Consider the following 25733-nt stretch of genomic DNA (forward strand, 5'->3'; position numbering starts at 1 on the left):
GCGGCGCCGGCGGCGATTCGTTATTCGGAAAGCGCTTTCCAACTGGCTGCGAGGCGGTACGTTACCGGGATGCGCGACAAGCCGTCAACCGCCACCCTGCAGCAGGTAGCCGACGCCGCCGGGGTCTCCCTCGCCACCGCCTCCCGCGTCCTGCACGGCAGCGGCGGGCGTACCGTCCGCGAGGAGCTGCGCGGCCGCGTCCTGGCCGAGGCCGCCCGGCTGCGCTACGTCTCGCACGCGCCCGCCCAGGCCCTGGCCCGCGCCACGACCTCCATCGTCGGCCTGATCGTGCACGACATCGCCGACCCCTACTTCGCCGCCATCGCCGCGGGCGCCATGCGCGCCGCGCGCGAGCACGACCTCATGGTCATGGTCGCCTGCACGTTCCGCGACCCCGCCCTGGAACTGGAGTACATCGCCCGCCTGCGCGCCCAACGCGCCCGCGCCATCGTGCTCGCCGCCAGCGCCTTCACGGGTACGCGTTTCCTCGCCGACCTGGCCGAGCAACTGGACGCGTACGCGCACCAGGGTGGCCGGGCCGCCGCGATCGGCAACCACGGACCGGCCGTGGACGCGGTCCTGCCGGACAACAAGGGCGGCGGCGCACTGGCCGCCCGGCACCTACTCGACTGCGGCCACGCCGAGATCGGTGTGGTGGCCGGCCCGAAGCGCCTGGCCGTCGTGGCCGACCGGCTCGCGGGCTTCCGCTCGGTGTTCCCGGTCGACGCGTCCCATGTGGAGGAAGGCGATTTCAGCCGCGACGGCGGGTACGCCGCCACCCGGCGGCTGCTCGCCCGGCACCCGTCGCTGACGGCGGTGTTCGCGCTGGACGACCTGATGGCGTTCGGTGCCGTGGCCGCCCTCCAGGACGCCGGCCGCTCGGTGCCCGGCGACGTGTCGGTCGTCGGCTTCGACGACATCCCCGGCGCGGCCGACGTGGGTCCCGGCCTCACCACGATCCGCCTCGACCTCACCGGCCTGGGGGAGAAGGTGCTCGGCCTGGCCCTGTCCGACCTCGGCCCGGCCCGCCAGGTCATCACCATGCCGGCCTCCCTGGTGGTACGCGCATCCAGCCGCCCCCTATCTTCCTAGGACGCTCTACGGGTTGTGCCCCCGGCCACCGTTTCCGCTGAGCGGCACGGGGTGTGCGGCGACCGCCGTTTCGGCCGAGTCGATCACCGCACCTTGATCATGTCGCGCGTATATGTTGCGGCGGCCGGATTTCGACAGATCTGCGTTACACGATCAAGGCCGATACGGGCCGCCCGCACAAGCAGTCGCAAGGCGCGGACGCTCGCGCAAGATCGTCGGAAATGGAGGGTGGACGCTGCGGGGGAGAGGCGACCCGGGCGGGGCGGTATCCTGCCTGCCATGCCCTCCCCGCAAGATGTGCACGGTGTCGCGCCGACCGATCGGGAGGGCTGGTCCCGTGCGCTGCTGGGCCTGATCGCCCCGGCCACCCGGGTCGCCGCGCTCGGCCCGGCCCGGCTGCCGGTGCACGCCGCCAATCACGATCCAGGTTCCGCCTGGCTGGAGTCGATCGCGCGGCCGTTGTGGGGGCTGGCGCCGCTGGCCGCGGGGGGCGGTACCGCGCCGCAGTGGGACGAGGTCCGCGCCGCCCTCGCGGCCGCCGTCGATCCGCGGGGTCCGTGGTACATCGGCGAGCCGGTCGACCGCGATCAGCGGATCGTCGAGTCCGCCGCCATCGGGTACGCGCTGGCGGCCGCGCCGCACGAGATGTGGGATCCGCTGTCCGGCGTACAGCGGGACAATCTCGCGGCGTGGCTCGGTGCCGCGATGCGGGCCGAACCGGTGGACAACAACTGGCATTTCTTCCCGGTGTACGCGGCGACCGGCCTGGCCGCCGTCGGCGTACCGGTGGATGAGGGCGCGAAGCGGGCGCACCTGGACCGGCTGGAGGAGTTCGCGCTGGCCGACGGCTGGTACGCGGACGGCCCCGGCGCGGCGCGCGACTACTACGTGCCGTTCGGCTTCCATTTCTACAGCCTGCTGCTGACCCGCCTGGGCGCGGTGGAGGAGGAGCGCGCGGAGCGGTTCCGGGAGCGGGCGACGCGGTTCGCGGGGCAGTTCCGCAACTGGTTCGCGGCCGACGGTGCGGGTCTGCCGTTCGGGCGCAGCCTGGGCTACCGGTTCGCGCAGGGCGCGTTCTGGTCGGCGCTGGCCGCGGCGGACTGCGAGGCCCTGCCCTGGGCGGAGGTACGCGGTCTCGCGCAGCGCCACCTGGAGTGGTGGTGGCCGAAGCCGGTCGCCGACGAGGAGGGCGGCCTGACGGTCGGGTACGCCTACCCGAACACCGGTGTCGTCGAGCAGTACATGGCCGGCGGTTCGCCGTACTGGGGCGTGAAGTTCTTCGCCGCGCTGGCCGCCGGATCCGACCATCCTTTCTGGACGGAGAAGCCCGCGCCGGTCGAGGGCCCGGCCGTGCTGGCGCAGCCGGCCGCGTCGATGGTGCTGAGCCGGGACGGGCGCGGTGACGTGGTCGCGCTGAACGGGCAGGAGACCCCGGCGTGGCGGCCCCGTGGCGGCACCGCCAAGTACGCCAAGTTCGCGTACTCGACCCTGGCCGGGATCGGTGTTCCGACGGGCGGCCCCGATCTGGACGACTTCGGCCTCGACGGGACCCTGGCGCTGTCCGACGACGGCGTGCACTGGCGTACGCGTACGCACGGGGTGGCCGAGTTGGACGGGGAGGCCGTGGTGCTGCGCTGGCGGCCGTGGCCGGACGTCACCGTCGAGACCCGGCTGGCCTTCGACGGCGACGGGCGCCACGTACGCGTACACACGATCTCGGCGGGCCGCGCGTTGACCGTCGCCGAGGGCGGGTTCTGCGTACCGTGGAACGAGGTGGGCGCGCCGGGTTCGGCGGCGGGGGCCGGGGCGGCCGCGACGGCCGGCGGGATCCGGTCGGAGATCGTCGACGTGGACGGCGCCCGGGAAGGCCTGATACTGCACCCCATGCCCGGTTCGCACGTGCTGTTCGGGCGTACGGTGCTTCCGGCCCTGCTGGGCGGAATCGCCGCCGGTGACCACGTTCTGCGCTGCGCGGTCACGGTACGCCGGGTCTGAGGGCGCCGACGCGGTGTCGGAGTTACAAGATCCATAACGCTCCGGATATAGTGTCTCGGCGTGTCCGACCGGCGCGCACGAGGGGGGATGGCGATGACGGAGACGGATCCCCGGACGCGGGTTCTCACCATCCCCAATGTGATCAGCTTCCTGCGGCTGCTCGGCGTACCGCTGTTCCTCTACCTGTTCCTCGGGCCGAAGGCGTGGGGCTGGGCGGTCGTGGTGCTCGCCGTCGGCGGGACCACCGACTGGATCGACGGCTACCTCGCCCGCCGGCTCGGCCAGGTCAGCCGGCTCGGCGAGCTGATGGACCCGCTGGCCGACCGCCTGTACATCCTGGCGACGCTGCTGGCGTTCACCGTCGAGTCGGTCGTGCCGTGGGCGTTCACCATCGCCCTGCTGCTGCGCGAGGCGGTCCTGCTCGTCGTCATCCTGGTGCTGCGCCGCCAGGGCCACGAGCCGCTGCCGGTGCACTATCTCGGCAAGACCGCGACCTTCCTGCTGCTGTTCGCGTTCCCCGTCCTGCTGCTGGCCAAGGCCGCGCACGGGGACGTCGCGGCGGTGGCGCACGCGGTCGGCTGGGGTCTGGCCTGGTGGGGCCTGGTGCTCTACTGGATCGCCGGCGGCCTCTACATCGTGCAGGCGCGGATGGTCCTGCGCACGCCGCGAACGTCGGGCGGCCTGGCATGACCACCGGGGCGGGCCCGAACGAGCGACCGGTCACCGGGACCGGCCTGACGAGCGGCCCGCCCGGCGCCTCCTACGGCACCGACCTGCTCGACCAGCTCTTCCGGGAGTCCCTCGACTCCGGGTACGCGCTGCCGGTGATCGAGCGCTCGCGCGGCCGGCGGGTGTTCCTGCGGATCCTCACGGCGGTCACGGCGCTCATCGTCGGCTTCCTGTTCGCGATCGCGTACGAGAAGGTGGTCGCGGAGAAGCCGCAGCGGCAGACGGCCCGCGACGGGCTGATCTCCGACATCCACACCCGCCAGCAGCGGGTCGACGCGCTCACCGCGCAGGCCGAGCAGGACCGCAACCAGGTCTCCAGCCTGCAGGAGGCGCTGCTGTCCAACAGCACGCTGGAGAAGCTGCGCACCTACGAGGCCGCGACCGGGCTGCGCAAGGTGACCGGCGACGGGGTGGTCGTGACGCTGTCGGACGGCCCGCCCACGGTGGACCCCGTGACCGGCCAGAAGGAGACGCCCAGCGACTCGCGGGTGCTGTACTTCGATCTGCGTACGGTGGTCAACGAGCTGTTCGCCGACGGGGCCGAGGCCGTCTCGATCAACGGCCAGCGGCTGACCGCGCTGTCCACCATCCGCGCCGCCGGTGAGGCGATCCTGGTCGACTTCAAGCCGCTGATCGGGCCCTACAAGGTGTCCGCGATCGGGCCCGGCTCGATGGAGGACGACTTCAACGGCTCGGCAACGGCCGAGCTGTACCGCAAGCTGTCCTCGACGAAGGGCATGGGCTTCTCGGTCAAGCAGACCGACGGGCTCACCCTGCCCGCCGCGGCCACGCCGCAGCTCTACTACGCCACGCCGCTGACGTCCGCGTCACCCTCCCCGTCCGGCGGCTCACCGTCCCCTTCGAGAGGTGGCAAGTGATACCGGTCATCGCGCTCATCGCCGGGGTGGTCCTCGGCGTCATCCTCGACCCCACGGTCCCCGTCGCACTGCAGCCGTACCTGCCCATCGCGGTCGTGGCGGCGCTTGACGCGGTCTTCGGCGGCGTACGCGCGAAGCTCGACGGCAAGTTCGACGACAAGCAGTTCGTGGTCTCGTTCATCTCGAACGTGCTCGTCGCCGGGCTCATCGTGTGGCTGGGCGACCAGCTCGGCGTCGGCGGCCAGCTGTCGACGGGCGTGGTCGTCGTCCTCGGCGTACGCATCTTCGGCAACGTGGCGGCCATCCGCCGGCACCTGTTCCGGGCGTAAGGAGAGCACGTGACCGAGCCGCACCGCCCCGGCGACGAACCGACGCGACCCGTACCGGCCACCCCTGAGGGGGGCGGGGACGACGGCACGCCCGGCGCGGAGGACGAGACGACGTGGCGCGACGGCATCGCCCAGCCGCCCGCGGCCGCGCCGCCCGCCGCGCCCGAGGACGAGGACGCGCCCGACGACGCCGCCGACGACGCCGCCGACGACGCCGCCGAAGACGCAGACGCCGCCGAGGAGGAGCCCACGGCCGAGGACGAGGAGGCCACGACCCGGCTCACGGTCGGGCCGCCCGAGCCGCCGCCGGCGCGCGGGAAGACCCGGCCCGGCAAGGTCTCGGCCACCGGCGTCGTCATCGCGGTCCTCGTCGGGCTGCTCGGCTTCGCCCTCGTCGTGCAGGTACGCGGAACCTCGACCGACGCGACGCTCGCCTCGGCGCGGCAGGACGACCTCGTGCGCATCCTGTCCGATCTGGACTCGAACGAGGACCGGCTGCGCAAGGAGATCAGCGACCTGGACAAGCTCAAGCGGGACCTGACCGCGGGCAGCGAGAGCCAGGAGGCGGCCAAGCAGGCGGCCGAGAAGCGCGCCGACGAGCTCGGCATCCTCGCCGGCACGCTGCCGGCCAAGGGGACCGGCCTGGTGGTGCACTTCAACCCGGGCTCCGGGACGATCCGCGGCGCGCAGCTGCTGGACGCGGTCGAGGAGCTGCGCAACTCCGGGGCCGAGGCCATGCAGATCTCCGGTTCGGACGGTCACAAGGTACGCATCATCGTCTCCACGTACTTCGTGGACGACGGCAACGGCGTACGCGTCGACGGAGCGCGGCTGACCGGCCCGTACACCATCACGGTCATCGGCGACGCGGGCACGATGAAGACGGCGCTGAACATTCCGGGTGGGGTGGTCGCTACCGTCGGTGGCGACGGCGGTAACGTGATCGTCGAAGAGCCCGGCACGGTCACGGTCGACGCCATGGCCGCCACCCCTGCATTGCAGTACGCGCAGCCCGTCTCCTGACCGGAGAGGGCGTGAACGAGGAGCGAACGTGATTCCTGAGAACCTGCGCTACACCGCGGAGCACGAGTGGGTCGCCACGAGCGGCACTCCCGTCCGCGTCGGCATCACCGACTTCGCGCAGGACGCGCTCGGCGACATCGTCTACGTCCAGCTGCCCGAGCCCGGCACCGAGGTGGCCGCGGGCGACTCGTTCGGCGAGGTGGAGTCGACCAAGAGCGTCTCGGAGATCTACGCCCCCGTCAGCGGTACCGTTCTGGCCCGCAACGAGGCCCTGGTGGACTCGCCGGACCTGATCAACACCGACCCGTACGGCGAAGGCTGGCTCGTGGAGATGCAGCCCGCCGACCCGGCCGCGATCGACGCGCTGCTGGACGCGGACGGCTACGGCAAGCTCACCGAGAGCTGAACTGCCCGCGCGTCCGGTTGACCCTTTCTTTGTGAGCTGGCTACGCTCGCACAACCGATTCGCCCCCCGGCAGAGTTGCCGAGGGGCAGATCCGACGACGAAATCGTGAGGTGGTCCGATGACCCGCCCCGGCGACGAGTTCCCCCCGCTCGATGTCACGTCGACCCTCCACCTGGGCTCCCTGGACGAGGTGCTGGAGGGATCCGACTCCGACGTCGTGCCCGGACGGGTCTCCGGCCAGCTCCCCCCTGGGATGGCCTTGCTGGTGGTGCGGCGCGGACCCAATGCGGGAGCACGGTTCCTGCTCGACCACGACGTGACCACGAGCGGCCGGCACCCTGACAGCGACATCTTCCTCGACGACGTGACGGTGTCGCGCCGGCACGCCGAGTTCCACCGCGAGGGCTCCACCTTCACGGTGCGCGACGTCGGCAGCCTCAACGGCACCTACGTCAACCGGGAGCGGGTCGAGTCCGCGACGCTGAACAACGGCGACGAGGTTCAGATCGGCAAGTTCCGGCTGGTCTACATCGCGGGGCCGCGCCCCGAGGAGTCGTGACGCAGTCCGAACGGGCCGCGGCACCAGGTGACCGAGGTGCCGCGGCGTCGGGCGGGGCTGCCCGCGGCCGGGAGCACGCCGGCAACGAGCCGCTGTTCAGCATCGGTGAGGTGCTGGCCGAGCTGCGGGTCGAGTTCCCCGACACGACGATCTCCAAGCTGCGCTTCCTGGAGAGCGAGGGCCTGGTCGAGCCGCAGCGTACGCAGTCGGGATACCGCAAGTACTCCCGCTCGGACGTGCTGCGGCTGCGCTATGTCCTGATCGCCCAGCGCGACCATTACCTGCCGCTGCGGGTCATCCGCGAGCAGCTGGCGCAGGGCGAGATCGTGATCGAGCCGCCGCAGGCGCGTCCCGCGCTGGTGGCGCTCGGCCCGAACGACGCGCTGCCGCCGCCGACGGCGCTCGCCGAGCGGATGCCGCCGGAGAACGTGCGGCTGTCCGCCGACGAGCTGTGCGCCGAGGCCGGGCTGGACAGCGCGCAGCTGCGCGATCTCGTCCAGCACGGCCTCGTGGTCGCCGACTCGATCGGCCGCTACGACGCCGACGCCCTGGCCGTGGCCCAGGTGGCGGCCGCGTTCGCGGAGCACGGCGTACAGCCCCGGCATCTGCGTGCCTGGCGGGCCGCGGCCGACCGCGAGGTGGGCCTGTTCGCCGCGCTGATCGCCCCGCTCCAGCGCCATCCGGACCCGACCGCGCAGGCCCGCGCGGCGGAGACCGTCCGCGAGCTGACCGCGCTGTCGCAGCGCCTGCACGCCGCCCTGGTACGCATGGGGCTGCGCGACACGCTCGGTCAATGACTGCGTGTACGGTGAGAGTTGAGACGGTCGGATGCACGGCAGGGAGGCGACGGTGCGTGAGCTGAGCGTGGTCGGGGTCAGGGTAGAACTCCCCACCAACCAGCCGATCGTGCTTCTACGCGAAGTCGACGGCGACCGCTATCTCCCGATCTGGATCGGGGCGGTGGAGGCCACCGCGATCGCGTACGAGCAGCAGGGTGTGAAGCCGACGCGGCCATTGACCCACGACCTGATGCGGGACGTGCTGAAGGCGCTGTCGGCGCCGCTGAGCGCGGTCGAGATCACCGACCTGCGCGACAGCATCTTCTTCGCCGATCTGCTGTTCTCCGACGGCGCGATCCGGGTGTCCGGGCGGCCCAGCGACGCGATCGCGCTGGCGCTGCGGGTCGGCGCGCCGATCCGGTGCACCGAGGCGGTCCTCGACGAGGCCGGGATCATCATCCCGGACGAGCAGGAGGACGAGGTCGAGAAGTTCCGCGAGTTCCTCGAGCAGGTCACGCCGGAGGACTTCGCGAGCTGAGCGGGCCCGGATCCCGGCGGGATCCGTAGTGACCTACTCAATCCACTACTCCCTTCGCGGCGTGTCCCGGTGTTGCGTGCACGGAGGCAAGGCGCCTCGGCTATAGGGTGATCGTTGTCGGATCTGGCACCGGCGCTCTCCACCGCGGGCGTTCCACCATGCGGTCGACGAGTCGTGTGCTCCGGCGCCGCGGAGGTGGAGGTATTCGCATGTACGAGCCCTACAGCCCCAGCCAGCCGGTTCTGGCGGACGACCCGGGCACGCCCGGGGACGCCCGGGAGACGGTCGGGTACCGCGGTGTCACCGCGTGCCACGCGGTCGGGATCAGCTACCGGCAGATCGACTACTGGGCGCGTACGGGGTTGGTGGTGCCGAGCGTCCGCGATGCGACGGGGTCGGGCACGCAACGCCTGTACTCCTTCCGGGATCTTGTGGTCCTCAAGGTAGTCAAACGATTGTTGGACGCCGGGGTGTCGCTCCAGAACATCCGCAAGGCGATCGAGACCCTGCGGACGCACGGTGTCGACGACCTCGCCGCGATCACCCTCATCTCCGACGGCACCACGGTGTACGAGTGCCGGTCCGCCGAGGAGGTCGTCGACCTGCTGCAGGGCGGTCAGGGGGTGTTCGGCATAGCGATCGGCGGCGCCTTCAAGGAGATCCAGGGCTCGCTGTCGATGCTGCCGGGCGAACGGGCGGCCCCGGACGAACCGGCCGACGCCGGCGAGCCCGCGGCGGCCGACGGCGGACAGCTCATCGAGGCGCCGTTCGGCGTACCGGACGAGCTCGCCGCCCGCCGCGCCCGCCGCCGCGCCAGCTGAGCCGCACCGCACCGCACCGCGCCGGGGTACGGCTCGACGGCGGCCTGCCCCCGGCTCCGAGCGTCGTGCATTACTGTCGCGGCATGTCCGAGACGACTCTGGCGACGCCCGACGGCAGGCTCGTACGCCCGGCGGTCCCCGGCACGGCGACGACGCCGGACGGCGGCCCGCCGCAGCACGAGGCCGCCACGCCGACCGGCTGGTCGCGCTGGCGCCCGTCCGTGCTGGCCGGCCTGTGGACCTGGCTCGCCGCCCTCGGCATGTACGCCGTCGTCACCCTGGCCGGCTGGATGCCGATGCAGGACCTGGCGGCGAAGGCCGGTGATCCGCCGGTCAAGCTGCTGGACGCCGTCGACGCGTGGAACCGGTGGGACACCACCTGGTACCTGATCGTCGCGGATTCGGGCTACCACTGGGACACCCGGGCGACGGCCTTCTACCCCGGCTACCCCCTCCTCGTCCGCTGGACCAACGCGGTCCTGCCCGGCGGCTCCTTCCAGGCCGGCCTGGTCGTCGCGGCGCTGGCCTGCCTGGCCGCCCTGATCGTCATCCACCGGCTGGCGGCCGAGGCCCTCGACGAGAAGCACGCCCGGCGGACCGTGTTCTACCTGATGGCGTTCCCGACGGGGTTCTACCTCGTGGCCGCGTACAACGAATCGCTGTTCATCGCCCTGACCGCCGCGAGCCTGTACCTGATGCGGCGCCGGCTGTGGTGGCTCGCGGGCCTGTCGGCGGGCCTGGCGAGCGGGACCCGCATGGCCGGCGTGCTGATCGGCGTCGCGTTCGTGTACGAGTACCTGCGCCAGCACGGCTGGTCGATCCGGAAGATCCGCTGGGACGCGCTGAGCGTCCTGCTGGTGCCGTCGGGGCTGCTGGCCTACATGTTCTATCTCTGGCGCTCGTTCGGGGACCCGCTGTACTTCCTGGAGGCGCAGAAGGCCTGGTTCCACGACGGCTTCCAGTTCCCGTGGAAGGTCGTCCACGACACCTTCCAGCTGATCTGGACGACCGACCGGTGGCTGAGCCCGGACACCGCCCGCAACATCTTCAACCTCGGCACGGCGCTACTCGCCCTGGCCCTGTTCGTGCTGGCCTTCGTCGGGCCGTGGAAGCTCGGCCGGGAGAACCACTACCTGGTCGTGTTCGCCGCGCTGCCGATCCTGCTGCCGCTGTCCAACCCGATCCACTCGTTCTACCCGCTCAGCTCCATGTGGCGGTTCGCCCTCGAGTGCATCCCGATGTTCATGGTCCTCGCGCGCATGGGCCGCAACGGCTTCTTCGACCGCTTCTATACCCTGGGCGCCGTGGGTCTCCAAGGTGTCATGATCATCACCTTCATGCAGAACAACTTCGTCGCATGAAGATGCCCTCGCCGCGCGTACGCCGCTGGGTCGTCCGGGTCGTCCTCGCGGCCCTGGGCGCCGCGGTGGTCCTGGTCGCGGGCAGCCAGATCTGGATCCGGGCCGGCGCTTCCGGCCACGTGTACGCCGAAGCCGGCGTCCCGTCCCGGCCGGTGGCCCTCGTCCTGGGGGCGCAGGTGAACCCGGACGGGACCCTGTCGCCCTTCCTGGAGGCGCGGGTGTCCGCGGCGATGCGCCTCTACCAGGCCGGCAAGGTGCAGGCGATCCTCGTCTCCGGCGACCACGGCGAATGGAAGTACGACGAGCCCGGCCACATGCACGCCTGGCTGGTGGCGCACGGCGTACCGGACGTGAAGGTGGTCGACGACTACGCCGGGTTCGACACCTACGACTCCTGCCAGCGCGCGGTACGCATCTTCGGCGTCACCGGCGCGATCGTGCTGACCCAGAGCTACCACATCGACCGGGCGGTCACGTTGTGCCGCGAGGCCGGCATGGACGCGGTCGGGGTCGGCGACGACACCGCCCGGGCCTTCAAGGACCAGTGGCGCAACGCGAGCGTCCGCGAGCAGGGGGCGTACCTGAAGGCGGTCTTCGACACGGTCACCGGCCGGGACCCGGTGTACCTGGGCCCCCACGAACTCGGCGTGGCCCACGCCCTAGCCGCCCCCCGCTGACCTGGGCGTATGGTGAGTTGATCACCTCCGGGCGACCGACGGGGGAGCACAATGGTCAAGAAACTGCTCATCATCGGGGCGAGCGCGGTCCTTCTGCTCGCGGTACCTGCGACCGCGGCGACCGCGGCCGCCGTTCCCGCTGCGGCCCGGGCTGTGGCGCCGCACGCGGCGACGAGTGCCGTCGAGGCGGCCACCGTCAAGGTCGACGCCAATCTCCGCGCTCAGCCCAACACCAGTTCGCAGATCATCACCGGCCTGCCCGCCGGCACGCCCATCGACGTGCTCTGCTGGGGTTACGGCGAGGCGACGTACGGCGACGACGCGTACGGGTCCATGTGGCTGTTCACCTCGCTCGGCGGCTGGGTCCACTCGTTCCTGGTCACTCCGGTGGATGTGGGGCCGTGCGCGGGTGGCGCCTACGACTCGTCCGCTCCGCGTACCGGCGGCACGGGGTTCGCCAACTGCGCGCAGGCGATCGCGGCGGGGGCGGCGCCGATGCTCGCCGGAGAGCCGGGATACGCCCCTCACCTGGACCGTGACGGCGACGGCATCGCCTGTGAGTGGTCCGAACCCTGACCGCTCGCTTCGTGATCCCGGGCCCTGAGCACGGCCGCGTTACGCGAGGAGGGAGCGCAGGAGGGCGGCGTAGCGTTCGGGCGCGTCCGGGCGGTCGCGGCCCGTGAAGTGCGCGAGGAACGCCGCCTGGAAGCATCCGCCGAGGAACAGGTCCGCGGCGGCCTCGACGTCGGCGTCCGCGCGTACGCGGCCCAGTTGCTGCTCGGCCGCGAGGTAGCGGGCGAGGGCCTGGTTGGCCAGGTGCGGGCCCATGCCGAGCTGGCGCAGGCGGGTCCGGTGGGTGTCGAGGATGACCGGGTCGGAGAAGATCGACGCGAACATCGGGAAGTTGTGGTGGTAGAAGGCGATCGCGGCCGAGGCGAGTTCGGCGAGGTTCGCCTCGACGGTGGCCGTGCCGGGCTTGGTCGTCAGGGCCCGCTGCATGTCGGGGAAGCGCGGCGAGCGCTCGTGCAGGACGCCGAGGAAGATCTCCGACTTGTCGGTGAAGTGCTTGTAGAGCGCGGCTTCCGAGAAGCCGGCCGCCTTGGCGATCTCCTTGGTGGTGGCCCGGGCGAGGCCCTGCTCCTGGATGACGCGCAGGGCGGCATCGAGGATGATCTCGCGGGTCTGGGCCACGGTGACCTCCAGCCTTGACATGGTGAGTGAACACTAACCATCATAGGGGTGAGTAAGCACTTACTCACCCCTGGGCGGGCGTGTCCGGGGTACGCACGTGGGGGAGGGTCCATGAAGCTCACAGTCTTCGGCGCCACCGGCGGGATCGGCACGGAGGTCGTCCGCCAGGCGCTGCGCTCGGGGCATTCCGTGACCGCGGTCGTCCGCGACCCGGCACGGCTGCCGGTCGAGGACGGGGCCTTGGAGAAGGTCGTGGCGGACGTGTTCGACGCCGAGGAGATCGCGGCCTACGTCAAGGGCGCCGACGCCGTGGTGAGCGCGCTGGGGCCCCGCGAAGGCGGTCCGGCGACGGTCGTGCGCGACGGGGCGGCCGCGGTCCGCTGGGCGATGCGCGAGACGGGCGTACGCCGGATCGTGCTCGTCTCGGCCGCCGGCCAGAAGACCGCGCCGGGCGACGACCCGCTGACGCGCTACGTCGCGAAGCCGATCGTGCAGCGGGTGTTCCGGGACGGCTTCGCCGACCTGGCCGCGATGGAGACGGTGATCCGCGGCAGCGGCCTGGACTGGACGCTCGTACGCCCGCCGCGGCTGGTCGACAAGCCGGGCCGGGGCCGCTACCGGCGGGGCGTCGACCGCAACGTGCCGTTCGGCTTCTCGATCGCCCGGGCGGACGTCGCGACCGAGATCCTGCGGGCGGTCCCGGATCCGCTGACCTTCGGCCACGAGGTCTGGATCGCCTACTGACCCGCCCAGGCGCCCTACGGCCGCGCACGGGCGCCCGGGCGCCCGGCCAAGATCGGGTTTGGATCAGGTTTTCGCACGTAATCATGGGTCATGATTACGTGGATTTCCCTGATCCAAACCCGATCTTGCCCCCGGGCCGGGCCGGGCCGCGCCCGGGCCGGGCAGTGGACCTCAGTAGTGCTTGGCGATCGCGGCCAGCTCGTCCTCGGTGAACGCGAGGTTGTCCAGCGCCGCGATGTTGTCCTCCAACTGCTTCACGCTGGAGGCGCCGATGATGAGGCTGGTCATCCGCGGGTCGCGCAGCGCCCAGGCCAACGCCATCTGCGCCAGGGTCTGGCCGCGGCCGGCCGCGATCTCGTTGAGCGCGCGTACCTGGGCCATGCGGGCGTCGCTCAGGTCCGACTCGTTGAGGAAGACGCTCGTGGCCACCCGCGAATCGGCCGGTACGCCGTTCAGGTACCGGTCGGTCAGCAGGCCCTGGGCCAGCGGCGAGAACGCGATGCAGCCCGCGCCGACGGCTTCCAGGGCGTCGAGCAGGTTGTCGTCCTCGATCCACCGGTTCGTGATCGCGTACGAGGGCTGGTGGATGAGCAGCGGCGTACCCAGCTCCTTCAGGATCGCCGCGGCCTCGGCGGTCTGCTCGGAGCTGTAGGACGAGATGCCGGCGTACAGCGCCTTGCCCGACCGGACGGCCGCGTCGAGGGCCATCATGGTCTCCTCCAGCGGCGTCTCCGGGTCGAACCGGTGGCTGTAGAAGATGTCGACGTAGTCCAGGCCCATCCGCTTGAGGGACTGGTCCAGCGACGCCGTCAGGTACTTGCGCGACCCCCACTCGCCGTACGGGCCGGGCCACATCAGGTAGCCGGCCTTCGTGGAGATCACCATCTCGTCCCGGTACGCGCCGAGGTCCTCCGTCAGCAGGCGGCCGAAGGTCTGCTCGGCCGAGCCGGGCGGCGGCCCGTAGTTGTTCGCCAGGTCGAAGTGGGTCACGCCGAGGTCGAACGCGCGCAGCACGATGTCGCGCTGGGTCGCGTACGAGCGCTCGTGCCCGAAGTTGTGCCACAGGCCGAGCGAGATGGCCGGCAGCTTCAGGCCACTGCGCCCGGTGCGGCGGTAGGTCATGGTGTCGTAGCGGTCGGAGGCGGCGGTGTAAGTCACAGGCAACACCCTAGACGGGTTTCAGAGAGCGTTTTCCGGGAACCCGACGGGTACGCCGTGGTCAGACGCGTGGGGCAGGTAACAGCACCGACATGATCGCGCTGGTAATCTGAGCCTCAGCTGGTACGCCCGCGCGGGAGAGTCCGTGCACGCATCACGGCGCCGAAGGGGCAATTCCTCCCCGGAACCTCTCAGGCACCCGGACCGTGCGGGTCGGCAACGCTGGAGCAGGGCCCGACGCGGTGCCCGGTGACAGCGGGGGAGGGACGCCCTTTGTCCTTCCACAGCCGGGAGAACACATACCGATGACCAGCCCATTCACCTTCCCTGAGCGGCACATCGGGCCGGACGGCGACGACGTCCGGCGCATGCTCGACGCGATCGGCTACACCAGCCTCGACGAGCTCATGGACGCCGCGATCCCCGAGGTGATCCGCCACCACGCGCCGCTCGACCTGCCGCCCGCCGCCTCCGAGGCCGAGGCGCTCGCCGAACTGCGCGCCCTCGCGGACCGCAACACCGTCGCCACCTCCATGATCGGCCTCGGCTACTACGGCACCCACGTCCCCGGCGTCATCCAGCGCAACGTCCTGGAGAGCCCGGCCTGGTACACCGCGTACACGCCGTATCAGCCCGAGATCAGCCAGGGCCGGCTCGAAGCGCTGCTCAACTTCCAGACCCTGGTCACCGACCTGACCGGGCTCGCCACCGCGAACGCCTCCATGCTCGACGAGGGCACCGCCGCGGCCGAGGCCATGACGCTCGCGCGCCGCTCCGCCAAGAGCAAGTCCTCCGTGTACGCGGTGGACGCCGACACCCTCCCGCAGAGCATCGACGTCATCCGGACCCGGGCCGAGCCGCTCGGCATCGAGATCCGGATCGTGGACGTCGAGCAGGAGATCGACTTCGACTACTTCGGCCTGCACCTGCAATACCCGGGCGCCTCCGGCGCGGTACGCGACCACGCGGCCGTCATCGAGGCCGCCCACGCGAAGGGCGCGCTCGTCACCGTCGCGGCCGACCTGCTGGCCCTGACGCTGCTGCGCGAACCGGGCGCGATCGGCGCCGACATCGCCTGCGGCAGCGCGCAGCGGTTCGGCGTACCGATGGGGTTCGGCGGGCCGCACGCCGGCTACCTGGCCGTCCGGGCGGGCCTGGAGCGCTCGCTGCCCGGCCGGCTGGTCGGCGTCTCGAAGGACGTGGACGGCAACCGCGCGTACCGGCTGGCGCTGCAGACCCGCGAGCAGCACATCCGCCGGGAGAAGGCGACGAGCAACATCTGCACCGCGCAGGTCCTGCTGGCCGTCATGGCGAGCATGTACGCGGTCTACCACGGCCCGGAGGGCCTCAAGCGGATCGCCCGGCACGCGCACGACAGCGCGGCCCTGCTGGCGGCCGGTCTGACCGCGGGCGGCGTACGCCTGGCTTCGGAGAAGTTCTTCGACACGGTGACGGCGGTCGTGCCGGGACGCGCGGCGCAGGTCGTGGCGGCGGCCGAGGCGCTGGGTGTGAACCTGTGGGCGTTCGACGCCGACCGGGTGGGCGTCGCGTGCGACGAGACCACGACCGCGGCGCACGTGGCCGCGGTGTGGGAGGCGTTCGGCGTCGAGGGTGTGGAAGCTGCCGAACCGCAGCCGGAGAGCAGGACCACCGAGTTCCTGACGCACCCGGTGTTCCGGACCCACCACTCCGAGACGGCGATGCTGCGCTACCTGCGCAAGCTGTCCGATCTGGACTACGCGCTCGACCGGGGCATGATCCCGCTGGGCTCGTGCACGATGAAGCTCAACGCCACCACCGAGATGCAGTCGATCACCTGGCCGGAGTTCGCGCACATCCACCCGTTCGCGCCGGCCTCGCAGACCGCGGGCTACGAGGAGCTGGTGTCCACCCTGGAGGGCTGGCTCGCCGAGGTGACCGGGTACGACGCCGTCAGCGTCCAGCCCAACGCCGGCTCGCAGGGCGAACTGGCCGGGCTGCTGGCGATCCGCGCGTACCACCGGTCGCGCGGCGACGAGGAGCGCGACGTCTGCCTGATCCCGTCCAGCGCGCACGGCACCAACGCCGCCAGCGCGGTCATGGCGGGCCTGCGGGTCGTCGTCGTGGCCTGTGACGAGGACGGCAACGTGGACCTCGTCGACCTCGACCGGAAGATCACCCAGAACGCCGACCGGCTGGCCGGGATCATGGTGACCTACCCGTCGACGCACGGCGTCTACGAGACCGGCATCGCGCAGCTGTGCGCCAAGGTGCACGAGGCCGGCGGCCAGGTCTACGTGGACGGTGCGAACCTCAACGCCCTCGTCGGGTACGCCAAGCCCGGCAAGTTCGGCGCCGACGTGTCGCACCTGAACCTGCACAAGACGTTCTGCATCCCGCACGGCGGCGGCGGTCCCGGCGTCGGCCCGGTCGCGGTACGCGCCCACCTGGCGGAGTTCCTTCCCGCCCGGGGCGGGGCGGCCGTCGGCGCCGACGGTGCGCCGGTCATCTCGTCCGCGCCGCACGGTTCGGCGGGGATCCTGCCGATTCCGTGGGCGTACCTGCGGATGATGGGGCCGGACGGGCTCGCGTCGGCGACCGCGCACGCGGTGCTCGCCGCGAACTACGTGGCCGCCCGGCTGCGCGACCACTTCCCGGTGCTGTACTCCGGCAACAAGGGCCTGGTCGCCCACGAGTGCATCCTGGACCTGCGCCCGATCACCAAGGCGACCGGCGTGACCGTCGACGACGTGGCCAAGCGCCTCATCGACTACGGGTTCCACGCGCCGACGATGTCGTTCCCGGTGGCCGGCACGCTCATGGTCGAGCCGACCGAGAGCGAGGACCTGGGGGAGCTGGACCGGTTCGTGGACGCGATGATCGCCATCCGGCGCGAGATCACCGCGGTCGCCGAGGGCGTCTGGCCGGCGGGGGACAACCCGCTCGCCAACGCCCCGCACACCGCGGCCATGGTCAGCGCCGACGAGTGGGGGCACGCGTACCCGCGGTCGGTGGCGGCGTACCCGGCGGGGGTCGACCGGATGAGCAAGTACTGGGCGCCGGTCCGGCGGATCGACGGCGCGTACGGCGACCGGAACCTGGTCTGCTCGTGCCCGCCGCCGGAAGCGTTCGCCTGATCACAAGGCTGATCACGAACACAAGGCTGATCGCAAACACAAGGCCCGGCCGTGGTGCGCGGCCGGGCCTGCAAGTCTTTGGAGCTCGTCTTCGGTGCCGTGGTGCGTTCCGGCTACCTCCGGGTCAGCCGGTCCTGCGGCTACGCTGTCGCAGCGTGTGGGCCGTATCACGCCATGGCGTGTACGGCCGGGCCCCGGTGCGGTGCGATCATGCTTCCGTCGGGAAGCAGCTCGCCGGTGTCCTCGAAGGAGATGACACCGTTGCAGAGGAGGCTCCAGCCCTGCTCCGGGAAGGAGGCGACGACGCGGGCCGCGTCACGGTCCACGGCGTCGGCGGTGGGGCAGGGCGGTTGGTGCTGGCACATGGGGTGGTCTCCGCTGGGTTGGCGGCGGGTCCTCGCGTCACGGTGGTGGCGCTGCGGCTCGCCGGTTGTGGAGTTGGTCACATGAACAGTCACGCACGCTACCCTGCCGAACGATGCGTTTTCGAGCAGGTAACGGCCATCACACCCGGTAATCAACCCTTTGGACGATACAAGTGCGCCCGATCGTCGTAGATTCGGTATCCATGCGGAGGCTGGCACCCCTTCCCGGGGCGCCCGTGATGCCCGCCCGGTGCCGGGCTCACGCGGTGCCGGCGGCGCGCCTCGAATGGTGGCTCGGACAATCGCTCCCACCAGGCGTGAATGAACCAGCTGAGCTGCTGGAACACTTTCTCACGCGGCACGGCCTCGCCGTGGGTGATCTCTCTTCGCGGGCCGGAACGGACCCTGCCGGACCCTCGTCGCACACCGTGTGCGGGGCCGCCGTCTTCCTCTCCGCGGCGGCCTCCGCGGCCATGGCCGGAGCACTGCCGGGACGGCCGACTCCGGCCCCCGATGTCCCTGATCTGACCGCGATCGTGTACGCGAATTCGCGATCAACAGTGACGCAGAGTAGCGATCTTGGCTCTGGACCTGGCTCAGCCGATCTCGATCTTGAAAACGGGAGCGCTCCCAACGGGACTTATCGCGCATGCTCCGAGTTCATTTCGCCCGCCGGGCGCGAGACATGGACCGGCGGCGATTCGCGTACGGGCGGCATCGGTGGTATGAGCGGCGAACCCTGGCGGCTGGGCGCCTGGCGGCCGAGCTGGACGCCGGCCGAGCACGCCGGGGCCGTCCAGGCCGTCCGCGAGGCGATCGCCCGGGGCGACGTGTACCAGGTGAACGTCGTCGGCCACGCGGCGGCGGCGTACACGGGCGATCCCCGGCCGGCCCTGCGGCGGCTGGCCACCCTGCGCGGGGCGCACTACGCCGGTCTGATCGAGGGCGACGGCTGGGCGATCGCCTGCGCGTCCCCCGAGACCCTCGTGTCCGTACGCGACGGGGTGGCCGTCACCCGCCCGATCAAGGGGACCGCCCGGGCGACCGAGGAAGGCCGGCGGGAACTGCTCGCGTCGGAGAAGGAACGCGCCGAGCACGTGATGATCGTGGACCTCGAACGCAACGACCTGGCCCGGATCGCCGAGATCGGCTCGGTCTCGGTCGACGAGCTGTTCGCCCTGCGCCACTGGGGTGACCTGTGGCAGGCGGAGTCGACCGTGGCGGCCCGGCTGCGGCCGGGGACCGGCCTGGCCGCCCTGCTGCGGGCGCTGTGCCCCGGCGGCTCGGTGACCGGCGCGCCGAAGCTCGCCGCGCTGGCCGAGATCGCCCGGCTGGAACCCGTCGGCCGGGGCGCCTCGATGGGCGCGTTCGGCTGGGTCGGCCACGACCACGTCGACCTCGGGCTGACGATCAGGACGGTCGCGGCGACGCGTACGGAGCTGCACCTGTGGGCCGGCGGCGGGATCACCTGGGGCAGCGACCCGGCCGCCGAGGTGGCCGAGGCCGCCGCCAAAGCCGCCCCGATCCGGGCCCTCCTCGCCAGCTGACGCCTCGCCGCTCCCGACCTGCCGCGCCCCTGCAACGCAAGATCCCGTTTGGATCAGGGAAATCGCCCGAATCTTGGTCCAAGATTACGTGGCGATCCCTGATCCAAACGGGATCTTGAGGAGCTGACCTGCCGCGCTACCGGGCGCCGAAGATCGCCCGCTGCATGACGTCCGTGATGTCGTACGCGCCCTTGCTGACCAGCGGCGCCGGCCCGTTCGTGGCGGCCGAGATCTGCTGGAGGACGTCGCCGTTCGCGTCCTGGCCGAGCGCGATCGTGACGATCGTGACCGGACGCTTCGGGTCGCCCTTCTTCAGCTGTTCGATCAGCTGGTCCAGCTTCAGGTTCTTCTCCTGGTCGTCGTTCGCGCCGTCGGTGAGCAGCACGACCATGTTCGTCGCGTCCGGCACGTACTTCGTCTGCACCTGCTTGTACGCGGCCAGCACGGTCTCGTACATGCCCGTGTTGCCGCCCGCCTTCAGCCCGTCGACGGCCGTGTTGAGGGCGTCCTGGCGCGTACCGCCGTCCATCTCGTCGGACAGTGGCCCGAGCGGGACGTTCTCGACATAGGACTTGCTGCCCTGCTTGTTGGACGAGAACGACCACAGGCCGGCGTTGCCCTTGCCCTGGAAGACCTCGATCGCCTGGCGGGCCGCCTGCTTGGTGAGGTCCAGCTTGGACTTGCCGATGCCGGGGACCTGCTCGCCCATGGAGCCGGACACGTCCAGCACCAGCAGCGCGTTGGTGGTACGCGTCAGCGCGGTCCAGGTGTTGATCGTCTCGTTCACCGCGTCGGTGAGCAGTACGCCGCGCGGCAGCGCCGTGAGTTCGGAGACGACGCCGTTGGCCGCGGTGAAGTCCGGGCCCGGCTTGCGGTTGGTGTCGCGGTAGCCGGCGCCGGTGAAGACGTCCTTGCCGGCGCTGCGCACGTAGGTGAGGAACGCGCGCGCGACCGCCTCCCGCTTCGCGTCCGCCCAGCCGGCCCCGGTGAGCACCAGGTACGGGTTGTCGGCCTCGATGTTGCTCTTCGGGTAGATCGCGACCAGCGGCGTGTTCGGGTGGGCCTTGTTGTGCTCGATGACCTCCTGCTCGAGCGCGGGGAAGGCCGAGATGTAGCTCAGCCCCGCGTCGCCGCCGGAGCCGCCCTGCTGGTCGAACTGGTCCATGATCTGCTCGGTGTCGTCGGCCTTGACGTCCAGCACCGTACGCAGCTTGAGCAGCCCGTTGCGCTCGGTCTGGTCGATGTCCTGGTCGTCGTTGCGGTCGATGATCGCCGACAGGGCGAGCAGGCCCGGGGTCGACAGGCCGGGGTCGGTCATGCCGAGCTTGAACGCGCCCCACGTCTTGCCGTACGCGGCCCAGCCCCGCGCGTCGGTGGCGGTCTTGTCGAGGACCTCCGACCAGTCGGGCTGCTTGCCCGGCCAGCCGAGTGCCTCGGCCATCGCCTTGGGCATCGCCAGCACCACGGGCGACCGGGCGACCGAGGGCTGCAGGTCGGGCAGGATCTGCTCGGCGTCACCGGTCTGCGCGCTGCGGAACCAGGCGCTCGACTCGGGCACCCAGACGTCGGGCTGCGGGCCGAGGGTCTGCGGCCACGAGCTCTGCAGCGCGATGGCGACCTTGTTCGACTCGACGGCGCGGACCAGGATCGACGGGCAGGCGCCGTCGACCGAGGGGCTGGTCGTCGTCCACTTCTGCGCCAGCTGCTCCAGCAGCGGCGCGATCGTGGGAGCGGCGGCGATCGACGCCGTCGCCTGCCCGGTGCATTGGGTCTTCTGGTACCGCGAGAAGGCGTAGACACCGCCACCGGCGGCAGCCGCCACGAGCACGGGCACGATGACGAACAGGGCGGTACGCCCACCGCGGCGGGAGCCGCTGCGGCGATGCGACCGGACGGCGGCGGAGCGACCGTTCGGCATGGGTTGCCTCCGTGGGGGCTGGCGGCAGTCTATGGGGGCTGCGTAGTGGCTGATGACGGTGCTGCTCGGAGCTGCTCAGCGCGCTTGCCGGTACTGCGGGGGTGGAGCAAGGCGGTGAGACCGGGACAGTCTAGGGGGTACGACCGGCGGTGCGAAGGCGGAGGAGACCACTTTGTGATCAGTCATTACTGCCCGTCAGACGACGATTACCTGCGGGTGCGGATGGCGGAGGTACTCGTGGTGGGAGATGTCCCAGCCGTAGGCGCCGGCCCGGCCGAACACCAGAATGTCGCCGACGCGTACGCGGTCGATGGGTTGGTCGCGGCACAGCACGTCACGCGGGGTGCACAGCTCACCGGCGGCGGTCACGCGGGCGTCTTCGAGCACCGGTCGCGGCCACGGGTAGGGCCACTCCTCGACCGGCACGACCGTGAACGGGTGGTCGTAGCCCCACGCGGCCGGCAGCCGGAAATGATGGGTCCCGCCGCGAACGACGGCGAACCACGTCCCGTGCGCCCGTTTGAGGTCGAGGACCTCGGCGGCGTACCAGCCGGCGTCGGCGGCGAGGAACCGGCCCGGCTCGAACGCGAGCTCCACCCCGGCGGGACGGCGCAGCGCCGACCAGTCCAGCTCGTCGAGCGGCAGCCCCGCGTCCGGTGACAGGTAGGAGATCCCGAGCCCGCCGCCGACGTTCACGTACTCCAGGTCGACGTCCAGCGCCAGCGCGGCCGCGATCGACCACGCCATCGCGTTCGCGGTGAACCGGGCGTACTCGCGCGCGTCGAGGGAGTTGCTGACCGCGTGCAGATGGAAGCCGGCCACCCGGACACCGAGCTGCCGGGCGAGTTCCACGGCGGCCGGCAGCTGCGCCTCCTCGATCCCGAACGGCGTCGGCGCCCCGGTCATCGCATGCGTCCCGACCGGGCCGGCCGTCGCCCGGTTGACCCGCAGCGCGACGCGGACGCGGTCGTGGACGCCCAGCCGGGCCAGCCGCCGCAGTTCCTGGGCGCTCTCCACGTGCAGGGTCAGCGGTACGGGTGCGGCGAGCGCGTCGACGAGCTCGGCGTCGGTCTTCGCCGGCCCGCCGAACGCGATCCGGCGCGCCCCGGCGGCCAGCGCGACCGCCAGCTCGCCCCCGGACGCCACCTCGATCCCGTCGGCCGCCCGCGCCAGCGTCGACACGACGTCGGGATGGCCGTTGGCCTTCATCGCGTACAGGAGGGTGGCGCCGGGCGGCAGGGCGTCGCGGGTGGCCGCCGCCCTCGCCCGCAACGCGTCCAGCGAGTAGACGTACGCGCACACCGGCCGCCCGGCCCCGGCCAATGCTTCCACAACCTCACGCATGCAGCGGATTCTCCATCGGCACGTAGACGTCACCTGACCGCACTCCTGGCGGCTCGCGCAAGCGCTCCCCGGCGGCGGCCAGCCGCATCCGGACCAGGGCCTTGTGCGGGACCGTCGGCGCGGTGAAGAACGCGTGATCGGCCTTGGCCGCGACCGGCGCGTACGCGGCCAGCCCTTCGTAGGTCTCGTCGACGATGCCGCGTACCGGCGCCCAGGCGTCGGGTCCGAGGCCGAGGGCGTGCACCACGTCGCCGAGGTGCGCCTGGAACGCGGTGTACGCGACCTTCGCCAGCAGCACGTTCTCGTCCTCGGTGCCGACGACCGAGCCGGGCCACAGGTCGAGGCGTACGCCCGCGTCGGCGAGCCGCCCGGCGTGCAGCCGCAGCCCGGCGAGGTCGCGCAGGATCAGCCGGTGCGGAACTCCGCCGAGGAAGGTCACGATGCAGTTCTGCAGGTGCGCTTCGAGTCCCACTCCGAACCGCGTGACCATCCCGAGCACCGGCGGCAGCACCAGACGCGCGTACGCGGCCAGGAACTCGTGCGGCGTGCGGCCCGAGCGGCGCCGCAGCAGCTCCGCGACGGTCAGTCCGGTGATGGGGCAGGTCTGCGCGAGAGCGATCGCCGGCACCGCCTGCTCGCCGGGGGCCATCGCGGGCATCGGCTCGCGCAGGATCGCCGACAGGTCCCGGCCGTTGCCCAGGTTCGACGCGGCCCCGGCCGGCTCGCCCAGCAGGCGTACCCGGTCGCCGCCGCACTCCGCCAGCAGCCGGGGCAGCTGCGCGGACAGCATCGGGCCGTTGCGCGTACTGGCGATGGAGATGGTCCGCCGGGTCGAGGTGATCTGCACGTCCAGCGACAGCTTCAGGTAGGCGTCGAGCTCCGGCACCCACAGCGTCCGCACCGCCGCGGTCACCTTCGCCGGCATCTCCCGCTCCAGCACGGGCAAGCCGTAGCGGTCGCGTACCACCGCCAGCTGCCAGGCGTGCACCGGCCGGGCCACCAGCCCGCGCGGGGCGCTCACCCCGAACCGCTCGCCCAGATCGTCGCCGACGGAACCTTCTTCGGGTACGCCGACGAAGCCGACCGTCGTCCCATCGCTCTCCAGGTCGTGCGCCTCGGCGTCGGCGATCGTCCAGCCGAGCCGTGTCCGGCCGCACGGATGCAGGTTGTGGCCCTCCGTGGCCAGCTGCTCCAGGCGTACGACGGAATCGTGGGCGAGAACGAGGACGTCCGCGGCGCCCGACCCGCGGGCCTCGGCATCGGCCACGGCCCGGCGGCGGTACGCGAGCGCCAGCTTCTCCTCGGCGTCGGCGATCTCGGCGAGGAAGCCGGGGGAGGCCTCGACCTCGGCCCGGGCGAGACCCTCGCGGCGCAGTGCCGCGGCGAGCTTGTCCTGGACGGTCTGGTGGGCTCGCAGCCGGTCGTCGTTCATCACGCTCCCGCGAGTGGGTTGGGTACGGCGGTCCAGATGTCGTCGACGCTGCGCTCGGCCAGCCGCATCGCGGTGGTGGCCTTGAGCGGCAGCGGCCTGCCGAGCAGCGCCCGCTTGTCGGACTCGGCGACGTGTTCGAGGTGCTCGGCCACGAGCCGCCACAGCGCGGCCGGATCCGCGCCGTGCAGCGTCTCCAGCAGGTACGCCAGCCGGGCCAGGACGACCGCGAACAGCGACGCGAACGGCTTGGCCCGCAGCTCGTCCTCGTCGTCGGTGAGCAGGTCGCCCTGGATGACGGGCAGGCCGAGCCCGGCGGCGCGCAGCCTTCCCGGATGCAGCCGCACCCCGCCCACGTCGCGGTAGCCCGCCTCGGCCGGCCGCCCGTACGCGAGCCGGACGAGCAGGTTCTGGCCGTGCGCCTCCAGCCCGATGCCCCGGCCGAGCAGCGCCAGCACGGGCGGCACCAGGACGTCGACGAGATCCCGCCAGAACGCCACCGGATGCCCGCCGTAGCCGGCCGACAGGATCTCGGCCAGCAGACCGGGTTCGGTGAGCGCGGCTACCGGTGCCCACACCTCGCCGGGACCGGGCAGCGGCGCGCGGCGCAACGCGACGGCCAGCATGGGATGCGGCGTGTTGTCGACGAGGACCGCCCCGGCGGCCACCTCCGGCAGCGCGCGCAGCGCGAGCCCGCCGGCGGCCAGGGCCAGCAGCTCGGTCACGCGCGGCCCGTTGTGCACGGCGGCGGGGGAGACCTGGCGTACGGCGCTGGTCATCTGCACCGCCAGCGCCGTCTTGTAGTGCCGCGACGGATCGCCCACGCTCGCCATCGTGCGCAGCGACATCAGCGGCCGCGTCGTGACGAAGTCCTTCGTCGGGCGTACGCCGGCCGCGCGCAGCTGCTCGGCCAGGTGCTCGGCCTGCCACGGGTGCAGGGGCAGCCGCGGCGGCAGGCCCGCCCCGGTCGTCAGCCACCGGCCTCGGGGCACCTCCCAGATCGGCAGGTCGACGGTGGGCGCGTACTCCGGGGCGTACGCGAGGACGTCCAGAGTGGACATCCCGACCCGGGCCCGGCAGCCGGGATGCAGCGGATGCCCGTCCACCACCGACTGCTCCAGGTACGCCAGCGCCTGCGGATCGCCCTGCAGCGCGCTCAACGGTCGCGGAGCGGGCGCGGCTGCCCGGGCCAGGGCCAGGTTGGCGACGCTGTTGGCCACCTCGGTACGCAGCCGGGCGGCGTACTCGCCGGGCAGCCGCAGCGCGTCGAGCAGTTCGGCCGGGTCGGCGTACGCGGTGCTCGGCCCGTCCGGCGTGGACTGGACGTGCACCCGCAGCTCCCGCCGGTCGGCGAACGGCTCGGTGGCGGGCCCGATCGCGCGGCGGCCGTCCGTCAGCTCGGTCAGCACGTCGTTGCCGATGCGGCGGTGGTCGCGTACGCCGGGGACGGGTTCGCGGCGCAGGGCCGTCCAGAGCCGGTTCATGATCGCGGCGCGGGCGCCGGGCAATGCTTCGTCGAAGGCGTCGACCAGTTCGGGCCGGTGCGTGGTGAGCACGGCGCGGGTCGCGGTGGCGTCAGGTGCGTCGGCGAGGTGCACGATCACCATTGTTCATCACGACCCTTCCTAGGATGCCGTACGCGAAGCGCGCCAGTCGGCCCACTCCTGTGAGATAGCCTCCTAGGACGCCTTACGCGGTGCGCGCACCTGGGGAGAACCTAGAAGGAGCGCCTTC

At 71.8% G+C, this 25733-nt stretch carries 24 protein-coding genes and 1 riboswitch; of the genes, 17 read left to right on the plus strand and 7 right to left on the minus strand.

What is annotated here, in order from left to right:
• Window positions 1-69: 69 nt before the first annotated feature.
• The 14 genes from G401_RS0108790 to G401_RS57580 all read left to right on the plus strand — a co-directional run bounded on the left by G401_RS0108790 (window position 70) and on the right by G401_RS57580 (window position 11763).
• Entirely contained in the window at window positions 70-1092 is a 1023-nt protein-coding gene (locus G401_RS0108790) for a LacI family DNA-binding transcriptional regulator (RefSeq protein WP_027342202.1), read from the plus strand.
• 279 nt (window positions 1093-1371) lie between these two features.
• Window positions 1372-3087: a DUF2264 domain-containing protein gene (locus tag G401_RS44445; protein ID WP_169734164.1), complete on the plus strand. Its 1716-nt coding sequence runs from the start codon at window positions 1372-1374 to the stop codon at window positions 3085-3087.
• A 60-nt stretch (window positions 3088-3147) separates the two neighbouring features.
• Window positions 3148-3777 (plus strand): CDP-alcohol phosphatidyltransferase family protein, encoded by a 630-nt coding sequence (locus G401_RS0108800; RefSeq protein WP_407636834.1) that lies wholly within the window; start codon window positions 3148-3150, stop codon window positions 3775-3777.
• Complete coding sequence (locus G401_RS0108805) at window positions 3774-4694, plus strand: DUF881 domain-containing protein (RefSeq protein WP_034591033.1); 921 nt, start codon at window positions 3774-3776, stop codon at window positions 4692-4694. Before G401_RS0108800 ends, G401_RS0108805 begins: the two co-directional genes overlap by 4 nt.
• Window positions 4691-5023, plus strand: a complete 333-nt coding sequence (locus G401_RS0108810; RefSeq protein WP_027342205.1) for a small basic family protein — start codon at window positions 4691-4693, stop codon at window positions 5021-5023. The genes G401_RS0108805 and G401_RS0108810 overlap by 4 nt, the downstream gene beginning before the upstream one ends.
• Window positions 5024-5149: 126 nt before the next feature.
• A complete protein-coding gene (locus G401_RS44450) occupies window positions 5150-6046 on the plus strand; it encodes a DUF881 domain-containing protein (RefSeq protein WP_211240713.1) in 897 nt (298 codons plus the stop codon).
• 28 nt (window positions 6047-6074) lie between these two features.
• Window positions 6075-6452, plus strand: a complete 378-nt coding sequence (gene gcvH / locus G401_RS0108820; protein ID WP_027342206.1) for a glycine cleavage system protein GcvH — start codon at window positions 6075-6077, stop codon at window positions 6450-6452.
• A gap of 118 nt (window positions 6453-6570) precedes the next feature.
• Window positions 6571-7011 carry an oxoglutarate dehydrogenase inhibitor Odhl gene (gene odhI, locus G401_RS0108825; RefSeq protein ID WP_027342207.1) on the plus strand — a complete coding sequence of 147 codons (441 nt, stop codon included), beginning with the start codon at window positions 6571-6573 and terminating at the stop codon, window positions 7009-7011.
• 92 nt (window positions 7012-7103) lie between these two features.
• Complete coding sequence (gene ftsR / locus G401_RS0108830) at window positions 7104-7808, plus strand: transcriptional regulator FtsR (RefSeq protein WP_027342208.1); 705 nt, start codon at window positions 7104-7106, stop codon at window positions 7806-7808.
• Window positions 7809-7860: 52 nt separating this feature from the next.
• Window positions 7861-8328, plus strand: coding sequence for a bifunctional nuclease family protein (locus G401_RS0108835; RefSeq protein WP_034591144.1), 468 nt, complete (start codon window positions 7861-7863; stop codon window positions 8326-8328).
• Between the two features lie 209 nt (window positions 8329-8537).
• Window positions 8538-9149: a MerR family transcriptional regulator gene (locus G401_RS0108840; protein WP_027342210.1), complete on the plus strand. Its 612-nt coding sequence runs from the start codon at window positions 8538-8540 to the stop codon at window positions 9147-9149.
• An 83-nt stretch (window positions 9150-9232) separates the two neighbouring features.
• Entirely contained in the window at window positions 9233-10510 is a 1278-nt protein-coding gene (locus G401_RS0108845) for a glycosyltransferase family 39 protein (RefSeq protein WP_027342211.1), read from the plus strand.
• Entirely contained in the window at window positions 10507-11187 is a 681-nt protein-coding gene (locus tag G401_RS0108850) for a SanA/YdcF family protein (RefSeq protein ID WP_051366385.1), read from the plus strand. The genes G401_RS0108845 and G401_RS0108850 overlap by 4 nt, the downstream gene beginning before the upstream one ends.
• A gap of 51 nt (window positions 11188-11238) precedes the next feature.
• Window positions 11239-11763, plus strand: a complete 525-nt coding sequence (locus tag G401_RS57580; RefSeq protein ID WP_064741717.1) for an excalibur calcium-binding domain-containing protein — start codon at window positions 11239-11241, stop codon at window positions 11761-11763.
• 39 nt (window positions 11764-11802) lie between these two features.
• Here G401_RS57580 and G401_RS0108860 read toward each other — a convergent pair whose 3' ends face one another.
• The gene (locus tag G401_RS0108860) at window positions 11803-12399 is read right to left on the minus strand and encodes a TetR/AcrR family transcriptional regulator (protein WP_027342213.1); all 597 of its coding nucleotides are present in this window, start codon (window positions 12397-12399) and stop codon (window positions 11803-11805) included.
• A gap of 90 nt (window positions 12400-12489) precedes the next feature.
• Here G401_RS0108860 and G401_RS0108865 point away from each other — a divergent pair, with 90 nt between their 5' ends.
• The gene (locus tag G401_RS0108865) at window positions 12490-13122 is read left to right on the plus strand and encodes an NAD(P)-dependent oxidoreductase (RefSeq protein WP_027342214.1); all 633 of its coding nucleotides are present in this window, start codon (window positions 12490-12492) and stop codon (window positions 13120-13122) included.
• A 171-nt stretch (window positions 13123-13293) separates the two neighbouring features.
• Here G401_RS0108865 and mgrA read toward each other — a convergent pair whose 3' ends face one another.
• Entirely contained in the window at window positions 13294-14286 is a 993-nt protein-coding gene (mgrA, locus tag G401_RS0108870) for an L-glyceraldehyde 3-phosphate reductase (RefSeq protein WP_027342215.1), read from the minus strand.
• Window positions 14287-14404: 118 nt separating this feature from the next.
• Window positions 14405-14497: riboswitch (glycine riboswitch) on the plus strand.
• An 88-nt stretch (window positions 14498-14585) separates the two neighbouring features.
• Between mgrA and gcvP the strand changes: the two genes are divergently transcribed.
• The gene (gene gcvP, locus G401_RS0108875) at window positions 14586-17396 is read left to right on the plus strand and encodes an aminomethyl-transferring glycine dehydrogenase (RefSeq protein ID WP_027342216.1); all 2811 of its coding nucleotides are present in this window, start codon (window positions 14586-14588) and stop codon (window positions 17394-17396) included.
• Window positions 17397-17563: 167 nt separating this feature from the next.
• Here the strand turns inward: gcvP and G401_RS0108880 are convergent, their stop codons facing one another.
• The gene (locus G401_RS0108880; RefSeq protein WP_027342217.1) at window positions 17564-17761 is read right to left on the minus strand and encodes a DUF5999 family protein; all 198 of its coding nucleotides are present in this window, start codon (window positions 17759-17761) and stop codon (window positions 17564-17566) included.
• 203 nt (window positions 17762-17964) lie between these two features.
• On the opposite strand from G401_RS0108880, the gene G401_RS54075 reads away from it, so the two are divergent.
• Window positions 17965-19308, plus strand: a complete 1344-nt coding sequence (locus G401_RS54075; RefSeq protein ID WP_407636835.1) for a chorismate-binding protein — start codon at window positions 17965-17967, stop codon at window positions 19306-19308.
• Between the two features lie 136 nt (window positions 19309-19444).
• On the opposite strand, the gene G401_RS0108890 is transcribed toward G401_RS54075, so the two are convergent.
• The 4 genes from G401_RS0108890 to G401_RS0108905 all read right to left on the minus strand — a co-directional run bounded on the left by G401_RS0108890 (window position 19445) and on the right by G401_RS0108905 (window position 25606).
• The gene (locus G401_RS0108890; protein ID WP_027342219.1) at window positions 19445-21226 is read right to left on the minus strand and encodes a substrate-binding and VWA domain-containing protein; all 1782 of its coding nucleotides are present in this window, start codon (window positions 21224-21226) and stop codon (window positions 19445-19447) included.
• A gap of 195 nt (window positions 21227-21421) precedes the next feature.
• Entirely contained in the window at window positions 21422-22570 is a 1149-nt protein-coding gene (locus G401_RS0108895; RefSeq protein ID WP_027342220.1) for an alanine racemase, read from the minus strand.
• Window positions 22563-24002, minus strand: a complete 1440-nt coding sequence (locus G401_RS44465) for an IucA/IucC family protein (RefSeq protein ID WP_051366387.1) — start codon at window positions 24000-24002, stop codon at window positions 22563-22565. Before G401_RS44465 ends, G401_RS0108895 begins: the two co-directional genes overlap by 8 nt.
• Complete coding sequence (locus G401_RS0108905; RefSeq protein ID WP_084556964.1) at window positions 24002-25606, minus strand: IucA/IucC family protein; 1605 nt, start codon at window positions 25604-25606, stop codon at window positions 24002-24004. Before G401_RS0108905 ends, G401_RS44465 begins: the two co-directional genes overlap by 1 nt.
• Window positions 25607-25733 lie beyond the last annotated feature (127 nt).

The organism is Hamadaea tsunoensis DSM 44101, from assembly GCF_000428945.1.
GTDB classification, from domain to species: Bacteria; Actinomycetota; Actinomycetes; order Mycobacteriales; family Micromonosporaceae; genus Hamadaea; species Hamadaea tsunoensis.

Excerpts from the sequence above, each read along its gene's own strand:
- G401_RS0108860 (WP_027342213.1), bottom strand. The coding sequence starts at position 12,399 with ATGTCAAGGCTGGAGGTCACCGTGGCCCAGACCCGCGAGATCATCCTC.
- G401_RS44445 (WP_169734164.1), top strand. The coding sequence starts at position 1,372 with ATGCCCTCCCCGCAAGATGTGCACGGTGTCGCGCCGACCGATCGGGAG.
- G401_RS0108890 (WP_027342219.1), bottom strand. The coding sequence starts at position 21,226 with ATGCCGAACGGTCGCTCCGCCGCCGTCCGGTCGCATCGCCGCAGCGGC.
- G401_RS44465 (WP_051366387.1), bottom strand. The coding sequence starts at position 24,002 with ATGAACGACGACCGGCTGCGAGCCCACCAGACCGTCCAGGACAAGCTC.
- G401_RS57580 (WP_064741717.1), top strand. The coding sequence starts at position 11,239 with ATGGTCAAGAAACTGCTCATCATCGGGGCGAGCGCGGTCCTTCTGCTC.
- gcvP (WP_027342216.1), top strand. The coding sequence starts at position 14,586 with ATGACCAGCCCATTCACCTTCCCTGAGCGGCACATCGGGCCGGACGGC.
- G401_RS0108790 (WP_027342202.1), top strand. The coding sequence starts at position 70 with ATGCGCGACAAGCCGTCAACCGCCACCCTGCAGCAGGTAGCCGACGCC.
- G401_RS54075 (WP_407636835.1), top strand. The coding sequence starts at position 17,965 with ATGCGGAGGCTGGCACCCCTTCCCGGGGCGCCCGTGATGCCCGCCCGG.
- G401_RS0108895 (WP_027342220.1), bottom strand. The coding sequence starts at position 22,570 with ATGCGTGAGGTTGTGGAAGCATTGGCCGGGGCCGGGCGGCCGGTGTGC.
- G401_RS0108840 (WP_027342210.1), top strand. The coding sequence starts at position 8,538 with ATGTACGAGCCCTACAGCCCCAGCCAGCCGGTTCTGGCGGACGACCCG.
- G401_RS0108880 (WP_027342217.1), bottom strand. The coding sequence starts at position 17,761 with ATGTGCCAGCACCAACCGCCCTGCCCCACCGCCGACGCCGTGGACCGT.
- G401_RS0108905 (WP_084556964.1), bottom strand. The coding sequence starts at position 25,606 with ATGGTGATCGTGCACCTCGCCGACGCACCTGACGCCACCGCGACCCGC.
- G401_RS0108850 (WP_051366385.1), top strand. The coding sequence starts at position 10,507 with ATGAAGATGCCCTCGCCGCGCGTACGCCGCTGGGTCGTCCGGGTCGTC.
- odhI (WP_027342207.1), top strand. The coding sequence starts at position 6,571 with ATGACCCGCCCCGGCGACGAGTTCCCCCCGCTCGATGTCACGTCGACC.
- G401_RS0108865 (WP_027342214.1), top strand. The coding sequence starts at position 12,490 with ATGAAGCTCACAGTCTTCGGCGCCACCGGCGGGATCGGCACGGAGGTC.
- G401_RS0108805 (WP_034591033.1), top strand. The coding sequence starts at position 3,774 with ATGACCACCGGGGCGGGCCCGAACGAGCGACCGGTCACCGGGACCGGC.
- G401_RS0108845 (WP_027342211.1), top strand. The coding sequence starts at position 9,233 with ATGTCCGAGACGACTCTGGCGACGCCCGACGGCAGGCTCGTACGCCCG.